At 69.8% G+C, this 18,878-nt stretch carries 16 protein-coding genes; 5 read left to right on the forward strand and 11 right to left on the reverse strand.

The features are described 5' to 3' along the window. Positions 1-8 precede the first annotated feature (8 nt). From OO69_RS29585 to OO69_RS29595, 3 genes are all read right to left on the reverse strand, one after another. Entirely contained in the window at positions 9-950 is a 942-nt protein-coding gene (locus OO69_RS29585; protein ID WP_033283880.1) for a bifunctional helix-turn-helix transcriptional regulator/GNAT family N-acetyltransferase, read from the reverse strand. A gap of 232 nt (positions 951-1,182) precedes the next feature. Next, positions 1,183-2,220 (reverse strand): NAD-dependent epimerase/dehydratase family protein, encoded by a 1,038-nt coding sequence (locus OO69_RS29590; protein WP_033283881.1) that lies wholly within the window; start codon positions 2,218-2,220, stop codon positions 1,183-1,185. 41 nt (positions 2,221-2,261) lie between these two features. Then, entirely contained in the window at positions 2,262-3,566 is a 1,305-nt protein-coding gene (locus tag OO69_RS29595; RefSeq protein ID WP_078652617.1) for an MFS transporter, read from the reverse strand. 54 nt (positions 3,567-3,620) lie between these two features. On the opposite strand from OO69_RS29595, the gene OO69_RS29600 reads away from it, so the two are divergent. Then, the gene (locus tag OO69_RS29600) at positions 3,621-4,391 is read left to right on the forward strand and encodes a helix-turn-helix transcriptional regulator (protein ID WP_033283882.1); all 771 of its coding nucleotides are present in this window, start codon (positions 3,621-3,623) and stop codon (positions 4,389-4,391) included. Between the two features lie 1,041 nt (positions 4,392-5,432). Here the strand turns inward: OO69_RS29600 and OO69_RS29605 are convergent. After that, positions 5,433-6,479: a LacI family DNA-binding transcriptional regulator gene (locus OO69_RS29605; RefSeq protein ID WP_033283883.1), complete on the reverse strand. Its 1,047-nt coding sequence runs from the start codon at positions 6,477-6,479 to the stop codon at positions 5,433-5,435. 239 nt (positions 6,480-6,718) lie between these two features. On the opposite strand from OO69_RS29605, the gene OO69_RS29610 reads away from it, so the two are divergent. The 4 genes from OO69_RS29610 to OO69_RS29625 all read left to right on the forward strand — a co-directional run bounded on the left by OO69_RS29610 (position 6,719) and on the right by OO69_RS29625 (position 10,487). After that, on the forward strand, positions 6,719-7,876 hold the full coding sequence (locus OO69_RS29610; RefSeq protein ID WP_033283884.1) for a Gfo/Idh/MocA family protein: 1,158 nt from the start codon (positions 6,719-6,721) through the stop codon (positions 7,874-7,876). After that, positions 7,873-9,027 carry a dihydrodipicolinate synthase family protein gene (locus OO69_RS29615; protein WP_033283885.1) on the forward strand — a complete coding sequence of 385 codons (1,155 nt, stop codon included), beginning with the start codon at positions 7,873-7,875 and terminating at the stop codon, positions 9,025-9,027. Before OO69_RS29610 ends, OO69_RS29615 begins: the two co-directional genes overlap by 4 nt. Further along, complete coding sequence (locus OO69_RS29620; protein ID WP_033283886.1) at positions 9,024-9,863, forward strand: sugar phosphate isomerase/epimerase family protein; 840 nt, start codon at positions 9,024-9,026, stop codon at positions 9,861-9,863. Before OO69_RS29615 ends, OO69_RS29620 begins: the two co-directional genes overlap by 4 nt. Before the next feature lie 270 nt (positions 9,864-10,133). Then, positions 10,134-10,487 carry a hypothetical protein gene (locus OO69_RS29625; RefSeq protein WP_051801265.1) on the forward strand — a complete coding sequence of 118 codons (354 nt, stop codon included), beginning with the start codon at positions 10,134-10,136 and terminating at the stop codon, positions 10,485-10,487. Positions 10,488-10,601: 114 nt separating this feature from the next. Here the strand turns inward: OO69_RS29625 and OO69_RS29630 are convergent, their stop codons facing one another. The 7 genes from OO69_RS29630 to OO69_RS29660 all read right to left on the reverse strand — a co-directional run bounded on the left by OO69_RS29630 (position 10,602) and on the right by OO69_RS29660 (position 18,530). Continuing rightward, a complete protein-coding gene (locus OO69_RS29630; RefSeq protein ID WP_033283887.1) occupies positions 10,602-10,982 on the reverse strand; it encodes a DUF937 domain-containing protein in 381 nt (126 codons plus the stop codon). Between the two features lie 244 nt (positions 10,983-11,226). Beyond that, on the reverse strand, positions 11,227-11,619 hold the full coding sequence (gene rbsD / locus OO69_RS29635) for a D-ribose pyranase (RefSeq protein ID WP_033283888.1): 393 nt from the start codon (positions 11,617-11,619) through the stop codon (positions 11,227-11,229). After that, positions 11,616-12,518, reverse strand: a complete 903-nt coding sequence (locus OO69_RS29640) for a ribokinase (RefSeq protein ID WP_033283889.1) — start codon at positions 12,516-12,518, stop codon at positions 11,616-11,618. The genes rbsD and OO69_RS29640 overlap by 4 nt, the downstream gene beginning before the upstream one ends. Before the next feature lie 47 nt (positions 12,519-12,565). Next, positions 12,566-14,512, reverse strand: a complete 1,947-nt coding sequence (locus tag OO69_RS29645; RefSeq protein ID WP_033283890.1) for a substrate-binding domain-containing protein — start codon at positions 14,510-14,512, stop codon at positions 12,566-12,568. Beyond that, complete coding sequence (locus tag OO69_RS29650; protein WP_033283891.1) at positions 14,502-16,055, reverse strand: sugar ABC transporter ATP-binding protein; 1,554 nt, start codon at positions 16,053-16,055, stop codon at positions 14,502-14,504. Before OO69_RS29650 ends, OO69_RS29645 begins: the two co-directional genes overlap by 11 nt. Further along, positions 16,052-17,089 (reverse strand): LacI family DNA-binding transcriptional regulator, encoded by a 1,038-nt coding sequence (locus OO69_RS29655; RefSeq protein WP_033283892.1) that lies wholly within the window; start codon positions 17,087-17,089, stop codon positions 16,052-16,054. The genes OO69_RS29650 and OO69_RS29655 overlap by 4 nt, the downstream gene beginning before the upstream one ends. Before the next feature lie 253 nt (positions 17,090-17,342). Beyond that, the gene (locus tag OO69_RS29660; protein WP_199811054.1) at positions 17,343-18,530 is read right to left on the reverse strand and encodes an FAD-dependent oxidoreductase; all 1,188 of its coding nucleotides are present in this window, start codon (positions 18,528-18,530) and stop codon (positions 17,343-17,345) included. Positions 18,531-18,878: the final 348 nt, after the last annotated feature.

Here is an 18,878-nt window from a genome sequence, read left to right on the forward strand (position 1 = left end):
ACCGCTCACTACTGCCGCTGGTGCAGGTCGAGCCGCCAGTCCTGGCCGACGAGATCCTGGCCGAAGGAGCGGTGCGGCTTCTCGGCGCCGAGGACGAAACCGTGCCGCTGGTAGATACGCCGGGCGGCGCCGAGGATGTCGTTGGTCCACAGCACGAGGTCGCGGTACCCGACCCCGCGCGCGAACTCGACGACAGCGGCGACGAGTTGATCCCCGATCCGCAGTCCGCGCGCGTCGGGTTCGACGAGCAGCAGCCGCAGCCGGGCGGTACCCGGGGCGTCATCCCGCACGCACATCACGCACCCCACCGGCCGCCCGTCCAGCTCGGCGATCCACACCCGCTCCAGATGCGGATCGTGGTCCTCGGCGAAATCGGCGACGATCCGCGCGACGAGCCCTTCGTAGTCGGCGTTGAAGTCGTACTCGGCGGCGTACAGCGCGGCGTTCCGCTGCACGATCCACCCGAGGTCCCCGGGACCGGGCTCCCGCAGCACGACGTCCTCGGGCTGCGGCCGTCGTACCTCCTCCGTGTCCTCCGACAGGATCGTCCGTACGGTGTGCAGCGCCTCGGCGAGCCGTGGCCGGTCGGCCTCCGGCACGGTCGCGAGCAGCGCCCCGACGGATTCGTCCGCCCGCTCGGCCAGCAGCGCGGCGGTCTCCCGCCCCCGCACGGTGAGCGTGACCTGCCGCCGCCGCGGATCCCGCTCCGAGGGCGCCCGCTCGACCAGCCCGTCCTGCTCGAACCGGTTCAGGATCCGGCTCAAGTACCCGGCGTCGAGGGAGAGTTCGGTACGGAGATCGGCGGCGTCCGTACGAGGTGAGTGCGCGAGTTCGTACAGGACGCGGGACTCGGTGAGGGTGAACGGGGCGTAGAGGTGGCGACTGTAGTCGAGGGCGCCGATGACGTTCGTGTAGAAGCGGTTGAAGGCGCGGATGTCCTGGACGGTCATGATCGATCCCCGGTGCTCGCTCAGGGTAGTTGACTCAGTCAGAGGTATTGCGGTTCTGACGGTAGTACCGGGAAGGGTCGCGCGTCCATGGTTCCCGACAGCCGGCGCGGCCGCCCGGGCAGCGGCCTGGTCCCACCAGAACCGCCACGGATGCCGCCGGCGGCCGGGCCACCGACACGGTCAGCGCACCCCCGAACCCCGAACCGCTGCTCCCAACTCCGCAGCAGCGCGGTCAACAGGGGAAGCGGAGCCTCAGCCCCGCGAGAAAGGCGTCCTCCGCCGCATAGTCGAAGTACTCCGCGAAGTAGCCGTCGTCGACGGGCGGTTGGCCGTTCCTGGCAGCTTCCACCAACCGGTCGACTACGGGCGCGATCGTGGTCGCGTAGGTGCCGGCGGGCCGGTATCCGAGTGCCGTGGCGGCGGAGGTGTCGAGGAGGATCGGGTGCGGGGAGTCCCAGGGGGTGCGGCCCAGGCCGGCCGGTGCTGTGTCGTCCAGCAGGATCTCCTCCCACTCATGGCCCAGGTGTTCCGCGATCGCCCGGCAGATCTCCAGCGCGCTGGGTGCGTCCGGATCGGCGCAGTTGAGGACGCGGGTGCCGGGCCGCGCGGCGACCGTCTCGATGAGCGCGGCGAGATTCGCGGCGGCGGTGGTGTGGACGACCCCGGCGCCCCGACCGGCCAGCAGCAGGGCCGTACGCCCGTCCAACACCCGCTTGACCACGGCCCATTCACGCGCCGGGGACGCCCCGACCCCGTGGATCTGCGAGGCCCGCAGCACACTCACGGGCAGCCCGCTCTCCAACACGACCTGTTCGGCGGCGACTTTGTTGGCGCCGTAGCCTTCGCGCGAGCGGTAGTCGATGGCGGTGGTCGGGGCGAGGGTCGGCTGGGTCTCGGTGATCGGTGTGGTGAAGTGCGGCGGCACATCCGAGTTGACGTGATGGCCCGCCGCGTCGACATACACGGCCCGGCTCGAAATCACCACGGTGGAAGCGGAGTTCGCGGCGAGCGGCAGCAACGACCTGGCGTCGGCGGCGGTGAAGCAGAGACAGTCGACGAGCAGATCGGCACCGGCGCCGAGAGTGGCCTGCATTTGCCCCTGGTCGGCCCGGTCCGCCGCGATGAACTTCCCACCGGCGGCTGTGAGTTCGGGAGGCATCCGCGCCGGGTTCCGCCCGACGACATCGACCTGCCACCCACCCCCCAGCAACCGCAGCGCGGTCGCCCGTCCGACGAGTCCGGTTCCACCGAGGATGAGGGCACGAGGCATGAAGGGATCGTAGGCCGGGGCCGGGCACAGGAATTGACGCCCTACGGTTGCGGGGACGGTTGCGGCGCCGTCGTGACGTCGTACTGCCAGAACGGTCGGACCAGCAGGGCCCCCGCCATGACGACGACCACGCACAGCAGCGAACTGCCTGTCCACGCGAGGCCGAGGCCGGTGGTGGAGGCCATGGCGCCGGCGCGCAGGTCGCCGAGGCGGGGGCCGCCCGCGACGACGACGGTGAAGACACCCTGGAGGCGGCCGCGCAGGGCGTCGGGGGCGTAGGTCTGGAGGATGGTCTGGCGGTAGACCGCGCTGACGAGGTCGGCCGCTCCGGCGGCCGCCAACAGGGCTGCCGCGGCGAGGAGTTGGTGGACCGTACCCGCGAGGGCGACCGCGGCCGCCCAGGCGACGACGGCGAAGGCGAGTGCCCGGCCCTGGCGGCGTACGCGTCCGATCCAGCCGCTGAACAGGCCCGCCGCGACCGACCCGATCGCGATGGACGAGTACAGCAGCCCCACCCCGCCACCGAACCGCGTCTGCGCCGCCTCCGGGAACAGCGCGGTCGGCATGGCCAGTGTCATCGCCGCGATGTCGACCGCGAAGGACATCCAGAGCACCGGCGCGACGGCGATGAACCGCAGCCCGTCGAGGACCGAGCGCAGCCCACCCGTGGTGGCGGCTCCCTCGCCGGTCGGCTTGACGGAGGGGAGACGCAGGGCCGAGTAGAGGAGGAGGGAGAACAGCATGGCGTCGGCGCCGTACGCCCAGCTGTAGCCGTTCGGGAGGGAGATCAGGACGCCCGCGACCAACGGGCCGGCGACCTGTCCGACGTTGCCGGCGGTGAAGTACAGCGTGTTCGCGGCGGGCACCAGCGGGGTCGGCACGATACGGGGGATGATCGCGCCCCGGGCCGCGGACGACACGGCGAAGGCGCCGGCCTGCACGGCGACGAGGCCGAGGATGAGCGGCACCGAGCGTACGCCGGCGACCGCCTGGAACAGCAGGGCGAGCGTGATCACCCAGGTCAGACAGGCCGACGCGAGGTACAGAGTGCGGCGGTCGAACCGGTCCGCGACGGCACCGCCGTACAGCCCGAAGACCACGAGCGGTACGAGGCCGGCGACCCCCGTCAGCCCCACGAACAGCGACGACCGGGACAGCTCGTACACCTGCACCGGGACGGTGACGTCGGTGACCATCGTCCCGACGTAGGCCGCGCTCTGGCCGATCAACAGGCGCCGGAAGACGGGGTGTTGGAGAGGTCGGGTGTCGAGCGCGACACCGCGCATCCCGGAGGCGAGGCGGGTCTTCAGCGCGGGCGGGGAGGCGGCGGGGGGCGTCGTGGGCATGTCCTCACGCTGGCAGGACGGCCAGGTGCGGCGCTTCCGTTATTCTGCCGAGGTATGTCGGAAAACGGTCAGCCGGAAGCGGTGGACGAGGAGTCGGCGGAGCCCCGGGACACCACCCACGCCCACCTCGCGGGTGACGTCATCGGCCGTCACCAGCACGGCTACCACCAGCTGCTCTACGTCAGTGCCGGTGTGCTGGCGGTGCAGACGGGCGAGGCGTCCTGGGTGGCGTCGAGTGCGCGGGCGGTATGGCTCCCGGCGGGCATGTGGCACCAGCACCGGGTGCACGGGCACAGCTCGGTGCACACCATCGGCTTCGCCGCCCACGACGTGCTGCTGGACTCCGGGACTCCGGTCGTGGTGGCCGTGGACGCCCTGGTCCGCGAACTGATCATCGCGTGCAGCGAGCCGGATCTCCCGAGGCAGGAGTCCCGCCGCCTGCGCGCGGTCCTGCGGGACCGGCTCCGCCGCGCCCTGGTGGAGCCGCTGACGTTGCCCACCCCCACCAACTCCCTTCTCCGACAGGCCTGTTCACTGGTGACGGAGGATCTACGACAGCCCCGTACCGCCACCTGGCTGGCCCGCCGCATCGGCGTGAGCGAACGCACCCTGGCCCGGCTGTTCAGAACCGAGTTCGGCATGACGTATCCGCAGTGGCGCACCAACGTCCGTGTCTTCCACGCGATGGTCCTTCTGGCGGAAGGGGCGACGGTCAGCGAGACGGGTCGCCAGTGCGGTTGGTCCACGACCAGCGCGTTCATCGACACGTTCAGCCGCACGATGGGCCAAACCCCGGGCACGTACCGGATCGGACCCGGGGGATAGGCAGGCTCATCGCGAGGGGGTCTGGTCTGCTGCGCAAGGCGTTACAAGTGGACGTTGGGTCGCCCGCTTCTTGGCCAGTGTCGGGCTTCCGCGGCCCGAGTAAAGGGCGCTCCCTGCGGTCGCGTCGGCTCCGCCGATTCCGCTGCGCTCCACCCTTGACTAGGGCCGCTCCAGCCCGTTTGAGAAGCGAGCGGGCGACCCGAAAAGACGGTTACCCAGGCAGACGACCCGTTACGGCGATTACGAGGCTGACCGGTGCGGAGGGGACGCGCTAGCGCCTCGCCAGCACGCCCCGCCGGCTCAGCGGCCAACGCCGAGTGGGGCGGCGGCGCGGCTGCAGATCGGCAGCACGCCGGGTCGGCTTAGCGACTAACGCCGAGTGGGGGGACCCGCCCACGAGTTGGCAGCACGCCCCGTCGCCTCAGCGGCCTCAGTGGCCTGCGGCTGGTGGGGTGGCAGGCGGTGTGCGCTCGTGTCTCGTGTCTCGTCTCTGCGGTGGTGCGGGTGTGCGGGTGTGCGGGTGTGCGGCTTCGCGGTTGAGATCGAGCGGCGGACGTACGGCCGAGTCGGGTCTGGCGGCCGGGGGGGGGCGGGGAAGCTGTCCGTGAACTAACCCCCTAACCGGCATTTGAATGGTTAGAAAAGGACACAGCCTCCCGCACCCCCCACGCACCCCCCCACACACACGGAGACACGCACCACTCGGCGTTAGCCGCCAGGCCGACGCTGTGCCCCGCCCACCCGGTGGGCGTGCCATCCACTCGGCGTCAGTCGCTGAGCCGACCCGGCGTGCTGGCGAGACGCGAGCGCGTTTCTCCGTGCCGGGTGAGGGGGTGACAGGCCCGGGGGGCTACGTACCTGGGCAACCGTCTTTCGGGGTTGCCCGCTCGCTTCTGAAACGGGATTCCGTGAGCCGAGTCAAGGGTGGAGCGGAGCCGACGCGTAGCGCAGCGGAGCGCCCTTTACTCGGCTCACGGAATCCCGACACTGGCCAAGAAGCGGGCAGCCCCACGGCCACACTCGAACCCGGCTCAGGGACACCTACTTCCGCGGTACCCCAGAAGACCCCCGTACCATCAACTCCCCCCGAACCGTGGCGATCCCACCCGGCGGCGGCTCCTCCCGCCCCATCGCGATCCGCCCCGCCCGGGCCCCCGCCTCGGACAACGGCAACCGCACAGTCGTAAGCGAAGGCACCGCATCCACGCTGAACGGCAGATCGTCGAACCCGGCGACGGAGACATCGTCCGGAATCCGCCGCCCCGACTCCCGCAGCGCCGCACACGCCCCCACCGCGACGGAGTCGTTCGCCGCGACCACGGCCGTCAGCGACGGATCCCGCCGCAGCAGCTCCAGCGTGGCCTCGTACCCCGACCGCCGGTCGTAGCGGCCATGAACCGTCCACCGCGGATCCTCCACGATCCCGTGCGCGGCCAGCGCCTCCCGGTGGCCCTCCAGCCGGTGCCGAGTCGTCGTTCGCTCCTCCGGCCCCGCAATGTACCCAAGCCGCCGATGTCCCAGCCCGATCAGGTGTTCCGTCAGCTCGCGCCCACCCCCGCGGTTGTCGAAGGTCAGCGCGAACGCCCCCGTGTCCGGCGCCGGCGGCCGCCCGCACAGCACCACCCGCGTCCCGGCCTCCCCCAGCTTCCGCAGTTTCGCCGCGACCGCCGCCGCGTGCGGCGCGTTCTCCATCGCGCCGCCGGTCAGCACGACCGCCGCCGCCCGCTGCCGTTGCAGCAGGGTCAGGTACGTCAGCTCGCGCTCCGGGGAGCCGCCCGTGTTGCACACCACCGCCAGCCGTTCCCCGCCCGCGCGGCCCCCCGGCCCCCCGATCTCGCCCTGGATCGCGCTCGCCATGATCCCGAAGAAGGGGTCGGCGATGTCGTTGACCAGGATGCCGACCAGGTCGGAGGTGGCCGCGGCCAGCGCGCTCGCGGGACCGTTGAGCACGTAGTCGAGCTCGTCGACCGCCCGGAGCACCCGCTCGCGCGTGGTGGCCGCGACCGGATAGTTGCCGTTCAGTACGCGCGACACCGTCGCGGGGGAGACCTGGGCGCGGGCCGCCACGTCCGCCAGGGTCACCGTCATGTTGTTCGTCCTCCGGTCGCGCATCTTGTCGTACGCCGTTGTACATAGGCTGCTCAAAGGAAGCCCCCGTCCGAGCAGACCATAAGGCCACCTGCCCCGGTCGTTCGCCCCCTCGAACAACTCGACCCCATCACGGTCTTGTACAGACCAGTGGGCAAAGGCTAGCTTCTGCATATATAGAAAGCGCTTGCTGCGTTCTTGAGACGTACGTGGAAACGTGCGTGGACGAAGGGAAACACGTGACACGCAAGACGGTGCGTATCGCCATGAACGGCGTGACCGGGCGCATGGGCTACCGACAGCACCTCGTCCGCTCGATCCTCGCACTGCGCGAGCAGGGTGGTCTAGACCTCGGCGACGGTACGGTCCTGTGGCCGGAACCGATCCTCGTCGGCCGCCGCGAGCACGCGCTGAAGGCGCTTGCCGAGCAGCACGGCCTCGACCCGGCGAACGTCTCCACGGACGTCGACGCGGTCCTCGCCGACCCGACCGTCGAGATCTACTTCGACGCCCAGGTCACCTCGGCCCGCGAGGAGGCGCTCAAGAAGGCGATCGCCGCGGGCAAGCACATCTACACCGAGAAGCCGACGGCCACCGACTTCGAGGGCGCCCTCGAACTGGCCCGCCTCGCCGACGCCGCCGGCATCAAGCACGGCGTCGTCCAGGACAAGCTGTTCCTCCCGGGCCTGCTGAAGCTCAAGCGGCTCATCGACGGCGGCTTCTTCGGCCGGATCCTGTCCATCCGGGGCGAGTTCGGCTACTGGGTCTTCGAGGGCGACTGGCAGAGTGCCCAGCGCCCGTCGTGGAACTACCGCTCGGAGGACGGCGGCGGCATCGTCGTCGACATGTTCCCGCACTGGGAGTACGTCCTCCACGAGCTGTTCGGCCGCGTCAAGTCCGTCCAGGCCATCGCGACCACCCACATCCCGCAGCGCTGGGACGAGAACGGCAAGCCCTACGACGCCACTGCCGACGACGCCGCCTACGGCATCTTCGAACTCGACAGCGGCGCCATCGCCCAGATCAACTCCTCCTGGGCCGTCCGCGTCAACCGCGACGAACTCGTCGAGTTCCAGGTGGACGGGACCGAGGGGTCGGCTGTCGCCGGGCTGCGCAACTGCCGTGCCCAGCACCGGAGTTCCACCCCGAAGCCGGTCTGGAACCCGGACCTGCCCGCCACCGAGGTCTTCCGCGACCAGTGGCAGGAAGTCCCCGACAACACCGACTTCGACAACGGCTTCAAGGCCCAGTGGGAGCTGTTCCTCCGCCACGTCTACGCCGACGCCCCCTACCACTGGGACCTCCTGGCCGGCGCCCGCGGTGTCCAACTCGCCGAGCTGGGGCTGAAGTCGTCCGCCGAGGGCCGCCGCTTCGACGTTCCGGAGATCACCCTGTGACCATCCAACTCCCGGACAACAGCGGGGTCTTGAGGGCGTACGAGCCCCGCCAGGAACCCCTCGCCGTCACCTCCGGCACCCCCTTCACCTCTCGTACGGTGTTCTCGGCGGCGCACGTCGTCGCCGACCCCTTCGCCGACACGAGCCCGGACTCGGCCGCCGCCGTCGACTGGGACGCCACCCTCGCCTTCCGCCGCCACCTCTGGTCGCACGGCCTCGGTGTCGCCGAGGCGATGGACACCGCCCAGCGTGGCATGGGCCTGGACTGGGCGGGCGCGGCCGAGCTGATCCGCCGAAGTGCCGCCGAGGCCAAGGCGGTTGGCGGCCGTATCGCGTGCGGTGTCGGCACCGACCAGCTCACAGGACCGGCGTCCCTGGCCGACGTACAGGCCGCGTACGAGGAGCAGTTGGCCCTCGTCGAGGCGTCGGGCGCGCAGGCCATCCTGATGGCGTCCCGCGCGCTCGCGGCCGTAGCGAAGGGGCCCGAGGACTACCTGGAGGTCTACGGCCACCTGCTCCGCCAGGCGTCCGAGCCCGTTGTCCTGCACTGGCTCGGCCCCATGTTCGACCCGGCACTCGAGGGTTACTGGGGCTCGTCCGACCTGGACGCGGCCACCGACACGTTCCTCGAAGTCATCGCGGCCCACCCCGACAAGGTGGACGGCATCAAGGTGTCGCTCCTGGAGGCTCAGCGGGAGATCGACATCCGGCGCCGACTGCCGCAGGGTGTGCGCTGCTACACCGGCGACGACTTCAACTACCCCGAGCTGATCGCGGGCGACGACCAGGGCTTCAGCCACGCCCTGCTCGGCATCTTCGACCCGCTCGGCCCGCTGGCGGCGGAGGCGGTCCGCGTCCTGGACACCGGGAACACGGCCGGTTTCCGTGAACTCCTCGATCCGACGGTCGAGTTGTCCCGCCATCTCTTCCAGACGCCGACCCGCTTCTACAAGACCGGCGTGGTGTTCCTGGCCTGGCTCGCGGGCCACCAGACGCACTTCACCATGGTCGGCGGACTCCAATCCGCCCGCTCCCTCCCGCACTTCGCCCGCGCCTACGAACTCGCCGACGGCCTGGGCCTGTTCCCCGACCCGAAGCTCGCGGAGGAACGGATGAAGAACCTGCTCGCCCTGTACGGAGTGAACCAGTGAGCGCCGCCGAACTCTCCCGCTTCTCCATCAACCAGATGACGGTGAAGCAGCTCGCCATGCCCGAACTGGTCGACGCCTGCCTGGAGTTGGGCGTCCACGGCGTCGGGCTCTGGCGCGAGCCGGTCCAGTCGTACGGCCTGGAGGCGACCGCGAAGCTGGTCCGTGACGCGGGGCTCACGGTGACAACGTTGTGCAGGGGCGGCTTCTTCACGGCGATCGACCCGGACGAGCGCGCCCGCGCCCTCGATGACAACCGCCGGGCCGTGGACGAGGCGGCAACTCTGGGAACCGACACCCTCGTCCTGGTGTCCGGTGGTCTCCCCGCCGGTTCCAAGGACCTGCACGGCGCGCGGGAGCGGATCGCCGACGCGCTGGGGGAGTTGGGGCCCTACGCCGAGGAGCGGGGCGTACGGCTGGCCATCGAGCCGCTGCACCCCATGTTCGCCTCCGACCGCTGTGTGGTCTCGACGCTCACCCAGGCCCTCGACCTCGCCGAGCGCTTTCCCGCCCAGCAGGTCGGCGTTACGGTGGACACGTACCACATCTGGTGGGACGACCGGGCGCCCGAACAGATCGCCCGGGCGGGCGCGGGCGGCCGTATCCACACCTTCCAGCTCGCCGACTGGACCACCCCGTTGCCCGAGGGCGTGCTCAACGGCCGCGGGCAGATCGGCGACGGCGCGATCGACATGCGGGAGTGGCTGTCGTACGTCGAGGCCGCCGGATACACCGGGTCCATCGAGGTCGAGCTGTTCAACGACGGGCTGTGGGCGCGGGACGGGCGCGAGGTGCTGGCGGAGACGGCGGCGCGGTTCGTGGAGCACGTGATCCGGTAGTCGGAATGTGAGAGTCACCTTCACACAGCTCGTTTTTATAAATGCAGATCAGGGTCCGTGCGGTGCGCGCTATTCCTGTGACTAGCCTGTCGATTTAGGTTTTTCGGAGCTTTTCGGAACCGTATCTCCCCAGGTCATGTCTGTAGGATCGTGCTCGCCGCGGGGCCGGGAGAAAGCCCGGAAGCGCGGTCTTCCGGGCTTTCTCTTGTATGAGAGAAGCCTGAGAGGTGCATAAGAGAAGTAATTCGAGAAACAAACAAGGAGTTAACTGTGAACGTGCGTATCGCCGCCGTCTCCGTGGCCTCCGCGGCGCTTGTCGCCGTCGGCGCCACCTCCGCCGTCGCCGCGCCCGCCCCGGCGAGCATCACCCTCAAGGCCAACCACAGCACCGTGAAGCTCGGCGACGTGGTCACCTTCACCGGCAAGTCCACCGGCCTGAAGGAAGGCAGCAAGGTCACGCTGCAGGTCAAGAGCGGCGCGACCTGGAAGTCGCTGCCGGTGACCGCCAAGGTCAACCACAGCGCCTACAAGCTGACCGACAAGTTCCAGAAGAAGGGCGTCCAGGTCCTGCGCGTCAAGGACGGCGCCGCCGTGTCCAAGGCGGTCTCGGTCACCGTCCGCTGACGACGGCCGCACCCCTGACACACCCCTGAACCCTGCCCCACCCCGTTCGATCCGGGGTGGGGCAGGAGGTCAGGAGTATGCCGTACCGACCGGCCAACACCCGCACCGCGCGGGTTACTTCTTCTTTGCCGCCCGCTTCGTGAGCACCGCGAGCACGGCCGGGATCAGCATCTCGACGACCCGTGCGACGGTCGCCGGCGGCAGCCCCGTCTTCTTGGCCACCGCGTTCGCCACCGGCCTGGCCGCCTTCGCCAGCACCCCGGCCATGAGCCCGCCGGTCGCGAAACCGCCCAGCGTGACCACGCCCTGGAGCGGAGCCTCCTGAGGCGTCTCCACGGCCGCCGCCTCGCCGGACAGCGCCGAGGCCGTCGTCCCGACGACCTCCCTCGCGCCCGCCTCGTCCGTGCCCAGCAGGCCCGCGATCTCCTGGACCTTGTCGTCGCCCAGCTCGTCGAGGACGGCGCCCTGGAAGGTCGTAGCCGAGTCTTCGCTCATGTCTGAAACGCTACGTCCGCCCGGTTTGGTCGGCACCCGGAGCCCGTCTTGAAGATTTCTCAAGATGTCGTACAACCCTCCCCGTAGTACGTGGGTCGTACTTGGCATCAGGACTCTTGGAGGGGGATCTGGGGGGATCACGAGGGGTCCTGATGCTGGAGGGGAAAACCCGAGGGGGCACGGTCGACGGACCGGGCCCCCTCGAATTTGAAAGTGTTACACCTTCTCCCGAACTGTCACACTTCTAGAAGAACACCCCGCAGCGCAGCAGCACATTCGCGTACGGCCGCGCCTCGCCCGTCCGTACGATCAGCCGCGCGTCCGCCGACAGCTCCTTGAGCCGCTCGTGGGAGACGAGGTCCAGGCCGTCGGGGAAGCGGGCGTCGAGCAGGGCCGTGGCCGCTCGATTCGCGCCGCGCACCTCGGTCGCCGCCGTCGCGCCCTCCACCACCAGCTCGGCCAGCAGACCGTCCAGCACCTCCTCGAACGACGGCACCCCGGCGCGGAACGCCAGGTCCACGACCCGGGGCCCCTTCGGGATCGGCATCCCGGCGTCGCATACCAGCACCCCGTCCCCGTGCCCCAACTCGGCCAGCGCGCCGGAGAGATGACGGTTGAGAATCCCTGCCTTCTTCACAGCGCGGCGACCTCGTCCGCCGTGGGGAAGGAGTCCTGGGCACCCTTACGGGTCACGGCGACCGCCCCGACGCGGGCCGCGTACTCCGCGGCCTCGGCCAGCGACAGCCCCGCACCCAGCTTCCACGCCAGCGCCGCGGTGAACGCGTCGCCCGCGCCCGTCGTGTCCACGGCGTCCACCTTCACGGACGGCACCCGGGTGACCCCGTCCTTGGAGGCCACCAACGCGCCCTCGGCGCCCAGCGTCACGACCACCGAACGCGGCCCCTTCGCCAGCAGGATCCGCGCCCAGTCCTCGGGCCGCTCGCTCACACACGCGTCCCCGAGGATCACCTTCGCCTCGTGCTCGTTGACGATCAACGGGTCGCAGGCGGCCAGGACTTCGGCCGGCAGCGGCCGGGGCGGCGACGGGTTCAGCACGAAGCGGCTGCCGTCCGCGAGATTCCGTACGACCTCCACGACCGTCTCCAGCGGGATCTCCAGCTGTACGGAGACCACCCGGGCGGCCTGGAAGAGGCACCCGGCGGCCTGGACGTCCACGGGGTACAGCTTTCCGTTGGCCCCCGGCGACACCACGATGCTGTTGTCGCCGGACGGGTCGACCGTGATCAGCGCGACCCCGGTCGGCGCGCCGCCGACCAGGACGCCCACCGTGTCGACCCCGGCGGCCCGCTGCGAGTCGAGCAGCAGCCGGCCGTGCGCGTCGTCGCCGACCCGGGCCAGCAGGACCGTACGGGCTCCCAGCCGGGCGGCGGCGACCGCCTGGTTGGCGCCCTTGCCGCCGGGGTGGACGGTCAGGTCGGAACCGAGGACCGTCTCGCCGGCGCCCGGCCGCCGCTCGACGCCGATCACGAGGTCGGCGTTGGCCGATCCCACGACCAGGAGGTCGTAGTCGTACATCAATTGACTCCCCACAGTGGTGACTTGGAGTGTGGATCCGGTCGTCGTCAGCCGGTGAACCCGGCCACGTTCTCCTTGGTGACCACCTTTACGGGCACCTTCACCGTCGTCTCCACCTTCTTGCCCTGAGCGGCGCGCAGCGCGTTGTCCACGGCAATTCTGCCGAGCTGGCTGGGCTGTTGTGCCACGGACGCGTACAGCGTGCCCTGCTTGACGGCGGTCAGGCCGTCCGGCGTGCCGTCGAAGCCCACGACCGAGACCGACTTGCCGGCCTTGGAACCGAGCGCCTTGATCGCGCCGAGCGCCATCTCGTCGTTGGCGGCGATGACGCCCTGCACGTCGGGGTGCGCCTGGAGCAGGTTCGACATCACGTCGAGGCCCTTGGTGCGGTCGAAGTCGGCCGGCTGCTGGGCGACGACCTGGATGCCGGGGAAGGCCTTCAGCCCCTTGGCGAAGCCCTCCGCCCGCTCACGCGCCGCCGAAGTGCCCGCCTGGCCCTGGAGGATGACGATCTTGCCGGTGCCGCCGAGCTTCTCGCCGATGGTCTTGGCGGCGAGTTCACCGCCGACGATGTTGTCGGACGCGACCAGGGTGTCGACGGCGGCCTTGTTGACGGCCCGGTCGACGGCGATCACCGGGATCTTCGCCTTGTCGGCGGCCTTCACGGAGTTGCTCGCCGCGTCCGAGTCGACCGGGTTGACGATGATCGCGCCGTAGCTCGAACTGGTGAAGTTCTGCAGCTGGTTGGCCTGCTGGGAGGCGTCGTTCTGCGCGTCCGTGACCGTGAGGTCCAGGCCCAGCTTCTTCGCCTCCGCCTGCGCACCGGACTTCAGCTGCACGTAGAAGGGGTTGTTCAGCGTCGAGAGCGACAGACCGAGCTTGGGCTTCGTGGACGTCGAGGAGTCGTTGTGCAGGAAGGAGGTCGCGCCGACGATCGCCACGGTGACGACGGCCGCGAGCGCGTACGTCGTCGCCTGCTTGCCCTTGTTGCCACCGCCCGTACCGGAGGCGGGAGTTGCCCCCGCCTTGCGGCGCACGGTGTCCAGCAGGACCGCCAGCGCGATCACGACACCGATGACGACCTGCTGCCAAAAGGCGGACACCGAAAGGAGGTTGAGGCCGTTGCGCAGCACCGCGAGGATCAGCGCGCCGATCAGCGTGCCGGACGCCTTGCCGGTGCCGCCCGCGAGGGAGGCGCCGCCGATGACGACCGCCGCGATCGCGTCCAGCTCGTAACCGTCGGCCGCCTGCGGCTGCGCGGAGGAGAGCCGGGAGGCGAGGACGATGCCCGCGGCGGCGGCGAAGACACCGGACAGGGCGTAGATCGCGAGCTTCTGCTTGGAGACGCGCAACCCCGAGAGGCGCGCGGCCTCTTCGTTGCCGCCGATCGCGTACATGGACCGGCCGATGTACGTCCGCCCGAGGATGAAGGCGGCGATGAGCCCCATCACGATCATCACGAGGACCGGCACCGGCAGCCACCCGCCCAGCGTGTCGCCGAGGTGCGAGACCGAGTCCGGGAAGGCGATCGGGGAACCCTGCGAGATCACCAGCGACAGACCGCGCGCCACCGACAGCATCGCCAACGTCGCGATGAACGGCGGCAGTTTGCCGTAGGCGATGAGGAAACCGTTGACGAGACCGGCCGCGATGCCGGTCGCGATCGCGAGGACGACGGCGAGGAAGACCGGGACGCCGTGCTGCGTGGCGCTCCACGCCAGCACGGTGGCAGAGAGGGCCGCCACCGAACCGACCGACAGGTCGATGCCCGCCGAGACGATCACGAAGGTGACGCCGAAGGCGAGGATGGCGGTCACGGCCGCCTGGACACCGACGTTGAGGAGGTTGTCGGTGGTCAGGAAGTCGCCGGACAGCGCCGACATGGCGATGACCAGGACGATGAGCGCGGTCAACGCGCCGTTGTCCAGGAGCAGTCGACGGATTCCCGAGACGCCACTCGCGCCCGGCGTGCTCTTGAGCGTGTCAGTGGCCACGGTGGCCCTCCACAGCGGTAGTTGCTTGTGCGGTAGTTGCTTCGGTTGATGTGCTGGGTGTGCTGACGGCGAGTGCCATCACGGAGTCCTGCGTGGCCTGTTCGGCGGAGAGTTCGCCCGCGATGCGCCCCTGGGCCATGACCAGCACCCGGTCGCTCATGCCGAGGACCTCGGGCAGATCGCTGGAGATCATGAGGACGGCGGCGCCACCGGCCGTGAGTTCATTGATGAGTTGATAGATCTCGACCTTGGCGCCGACGTCGATGCCGCGCGTCGGTTCGTCGAGGATCAGCACCTTGGTGTCGGCGAGCAGCCACTTGCCGATGACGACCTTCTGCTGGTTGCCACCGGACAACGTCCGCACCTGCTGGCCGAGTCCGGCCATCCGTACGCCCAGCTCCTTCGCGATCCGCGCGGCGGCGACCCGTTGCCCCTTGAGGTCGACAAGCCCACCCTTGGTGGCGGCCCGCATGGTGACGAGCCCGAGGTTCTCCTCGACCGACTGGTCCAGGACGAGCCCCTGCCCCTTGCGGTCCTCGGGCACGAGCCCGATCCCGGCCGCCATGGCCGCGTTGACGTCATGCTTGGGGACGAGTCCACCGGAGACGGTGACAGCACCCTGGTCGTACGGGTCGGCCCCGAAGACAGCCCGTACGACTTCGGTACGACCGGCCCCGACGAGTCCGGCGATGCCGACGACCTCACCGGCCCGCACCTCGAAGTTGATGTCGTGGAAGACCCCGTCCCGGGTGAGCCCCTCGACGGAGAGCAACGCGGCGCCGGAGTCCGGCCGTTCACGCGGATACTGCTGCTCGATGGAGCGCCCGACCATGAGCCGTACGAGCTCGTCCTCCGGGGTGGAGGCAGGCACCTGCCCGACGGACTTCCCGTCCCGGATGACGGTGACGCGGTCCCCGAGGGCGGCGATCTCCTCAAGATGATGGGTGATGAAGACGATCCCGACCCCGTCCGAGCGCAGTTGACGCACGATCGCGAACAGCTTCTCGACCTCTTCCGAGGTGAGCACGGCGGTCGGCTCGTCCATGATGAGCACGCGCGCGTTGAGACTGAGCGCCTTGGCGATCTCGACCATCTGGAGCCGCGCGATGCCGAGTTCACGGACACGCGCCCGGGGAGAGACATTGACCCCGACCCGCTCCAGCAGAACGGCGGCGTCGGCCTCCATCCGCTTCCGGTCGATCATCCCGAGCCGACGCGGCTGCCGCCCCAGAAAGATGTTCTCGGCGACCGTCAGATCGGGAACGAGGTTGAACTCCTGGTAGATGGTGGCGATCCCGAGCCGCGCGGAGTCCTGCGCGCTGTGGATGCGCACCTCCTCGCCACCGACCACGATCCGGCCGCCGTCGGGGCGGTAGGCGCCGGAGAGCATCTTGATCAGCGTGCTCTTGCCCGCACCGTTCTCACCGAGCAGCACATGGACCTCACCCCGGCGCAGATCGAAGTCGACGCCGTCCAGCGCGACGACACCGGGGAAGGTCTTGCGGATGCCCTCGATGCGCAGCAACTCGTCCTGGTTGCTCACGACTTGCTCCTTCGAACAGGGGATGACGAGGTTTCGGGCTCACCGGGTTCGCCGCACGAGCGGCGCACGACGAGCCGGGCGGGCAGGGTGACGGACTGGGGCGCCCGCCCCTCGATCCGGTCGACGAGCGCGCGAACGGCGGCCCGCCCCAACTCGCCCGTGGGCTGGGAGATCGCGGTGATCGGCGGATCGGTGTGCACGAACCACCGGATGTCGTCGAACGCGGCCAGCGCGAGATCCTCCGGAACCCGCAGCCCACGAGCGCGTACGGCGTCCAGGGCACCCAGGGCCATCAGGTTGTCGGCGGCGAAGACAACCTCGGGCGGCTCGGCCAGATCGAGGAACCCTTCGGTCACCCGCCGCCCGCTCTCGACCTGGAAGTCGCCCTGGCCGATGTAGGTGGCGGGAAGCGGAATCCCGTACTCGGCCAGCGCGTCCCGGAAGGCGGCGACGCGCTCGCTTCCGGTGGTCGTAGCCGAAGGCCCCGCGATGATGGCGAGCCGGCGATGCCCGAGCCCGTGCAGATGCGCGACGAGATCCCGGATCGCGGCCCGTCCGTCGGCCCGCACGACGGGCACGTCCAGGCCCGGGATCCACCGGTCCACGAACACCATCGGGGTCCCGGCGCGGGCGGCGTCCAGCATGCCGGGGGAGCCGCCGTCGGTGGGGGAGACGAGCAGTCCGTCGATACGACGGTCCAGCAGCGTCCGCACGTGGTGGTCCTGCAGCTCCGGCCGCTCGTCGGCGTTGCCGATGATCACGCTGTACCCGAGCGCACGGGCCTCTTCCTCGACGGAACGGGCCAGCTCGGTGAAGTACGGGTTGAGCACGTCGCTGATGACCAGCCCGAGGGTGCGGGTCTGATCGGTGCGCAGCGACCGGGCGACGGCATTCGGGCGGTAGCCCAGCGCCTCTACGGCGGCCAGCACACGCGTGCGCGCGTCGTCACTGACCGACGGATGGTCGTTCAGCACCCGCGACACCGTGGCCACGGAGACCCCGGCCTCGGCGGCGACGTTTTTGATGCTCGCCATCGCCGTTCCACCTCCTCGTGGAATCGATTACACGGAGGATTGGAATCGATTACACGGGAGTAAATCAAGCCCCCGACCGGCCTCTGAGACCCGATCGTGATGAACGGTGCTCAGCTGAGCGTTGCGTAGGCGGCGGCTGTTTCCACCCGCGACACGGCGCCGGCAAAGAACCCGCGAGCGCCGACGCCGTCGTCCCCACCGCCCCCACTGTTCCCATCCGTCCCCGTGACGGCCCTCTTGGGCTCGGACGCTGTCAGGACCCCGGCAACGGGTCCTGGCCGAGCATGCGCCGTCCGTTGTCGGCTGAGGTGCGCACCGCGTCGAATCCATATCCGGTCATCACGGATTCGTAGTCGGCGAGCGCGTCGATGATCGGCCGGCCATGGGCTGCCTTCCCCAGTGCGGCGGCGAGCAGACTGGCGTCGCGCAGGGCGGTGTTCGCGCCGATCCCGCCTGCCGGGCTCATCGCGTGGACAGCGTCCCCGAGCAGCGTGACGCGGCTCGGGTGCCAGGCGGGGATGGGCACGCTGGTGCGCAAGGTCAGAGGGAAGACGCTTTCGGGAAGCCAGTGTTCGATGATCCGGCGGACCTGCGGGTGCCACCCCTCGATCAGCCGGAGGGTTGCCCGCTGGAGTTCGGATCCGGTCATTGTCCGCAACTGGGCGTCGTCGTACGGGAGATGATCCCGGTGGGATCCGAAGGAGACCGTCATGTAGTCCGCGCTGTCGTCCAGGGCCGCCATCGGCGCGAGCCGGCCGGCTGCCCGTCCCGGCGGCTCGGGGAATTCGACCGGGGCGATGCCGACGAACTGCCTTTCCGGTCCGATGACCGGCGTGAACACGGCAAACATCTCCTCCCGGAAGAGGGACCTGGTCGTCTTCGTGAGGGGTACCTTCCCGTACAGCTGCCGCAGCCCCGTGTCCACCACCCGTGCGTGCGGCAGATGTTGATGGCGTACAGGGGAGTTGACCCCGTCCGCGGCGACGAGCACATCGCCGCTGACCTCGGTCCCGTCGCCGAAGCAGGCCACAACCCGGCCGTCCGCCCCGGTGCGGTAGTGGGTGAACCTTTTGCCGAACGTGACGGCATCCTCCAGCCCCGTCAGCAGTATCCGGCGCAGCGTCAGCCGGTCGACCGCGAGATGAGTGCCTCCGTCCCCCTCCAGTACGGCCAACTGCCGCAGCCGGCTGTCGAATACGGGCGTGCACGGCAGCGGCACCCCGGCCGTGGCCCGGAACAGCTGGTGCAGCTCCGGGGGCAGGGAGTCGGCCAGGGAGCTGTCCCCGTGGGTGTCGATGTGGATGCGATAGCCCTGCTGACGGGAGACCAGGTCGACGTCCCGTTCGTACACCGAGAATCCGATGTTCCGCCGGCGCAGGCCCTGTACGAGACAGAGCCCGCCCAGCCCCGCGCCGATGACGATCACGTGTGGATACGGCATGCCGGCCGTCCCTTCCTCGCGCAACGACAGAGAAAGGGACACACAGGTCACACCTGGCGTTGGCAGTCCCGTACACGGTGACTGCCGGCGAAGTGAGGTGTTCGGCGCGCTTCGGCGCTGCCCGGACTAACCCGTACCGGGCCGTGTCTTCGCGTGTCCTCGACCCGCACGCTAACAAACCTGGCGCCTTGATCTCCATGCCCACAGAGATGCCAGGCATCCCGAACACGGCCTGGTGCAGCCCATTCCTGAACTGACCTGCCCTGTGCGGTAGTTCCGGTAGAACGCCACCTCATGCCGGGTCTTCGCAGGTGAGCGGTGCGGCCCTTTTCCCTGTCTCTTATACAC

Origin of the sequence: Streptomyces sp. NRRL F-525 (assembly GCF_000716605.1) — a bacterium.
In the GTDB taxonomy this organism is placed as follows: Bacteria; Actinomycetota; Actinomycetes; order Streptomycetales; family Streptomycetaceae; genus Streptomyces.

What these genes read in the sequence shown, in the direction of transcription:
- OO69_RS29585 (WP_033283880.1), bottom strand. Translation starts at nt 950, where the DNA reads ATGACCGTCCAGGACATCCGCGCCTTCAACCGCTTCTACACGAACGTC.
- OO69_RS29590 (WP_033283881.1), bottom strand. Translation starts at nt 2,220, where the DNA reads ATGCCTCGTGCCCTCATCCTCGGTGGAACCGGACTCGTCGGACGGGCG.
- OO69_RS29595 (WP_078652617.1), bottom strand. Translation starts at nt 3,566, where the DNA reads ATGCCCACGACGCCCCCCGCCGCCTCCCCGCCCGCGCTGAAGACCCGC.
- OO69_RS29600 (WP_033283882.1), top strand. Translation starts at nt 3,621, where the DNA reads ATGTCGGAAAACGGTCAGCCGGAAGCGGTGGACGAGGAGTCGGCGGAG.
- OO69_RS29605 (WP_033283883.1), bottom strand. Translation starts at nt 6,479, where the DNA reads ATGACGGTGACCCTGGCGGACGTGGCGGCCCGCGCCCAGGTCTCCCCC.
- OO69_RS29630 (WP_033283887.1), bottom strand. Translation starts at nt 10,982, where the DNA reads ATGAGCGAAGACTCGGCTACGACCTTCCAGGGCGCCGTCCTCGACGAG.
- OO69_RS29640 (WP_033283889.1), bottom strand. Translation starts at nt 12,518, where the DNA reads ATGTACGACTACGACCTCCTGGTCGTGGGATCGGCCAACGCCGACCTC.
- OO69_RS29655 (WP_033283892.1), bottom strand. Translation starts at nt 17,089, where the DNA reads ATGGCGAGCATCAAAAACGTCGCCGCCGAGGCCGGGGTCTCCGTGGCC.
- OO69_RS29660 (WP_199811054.1), bottom strand. Translation starts at nt 18,530, where the DNA reads ATGCCGTATCCACACGTGATCGTCATCGGCGCGGGGCTGGGCGGGCTC.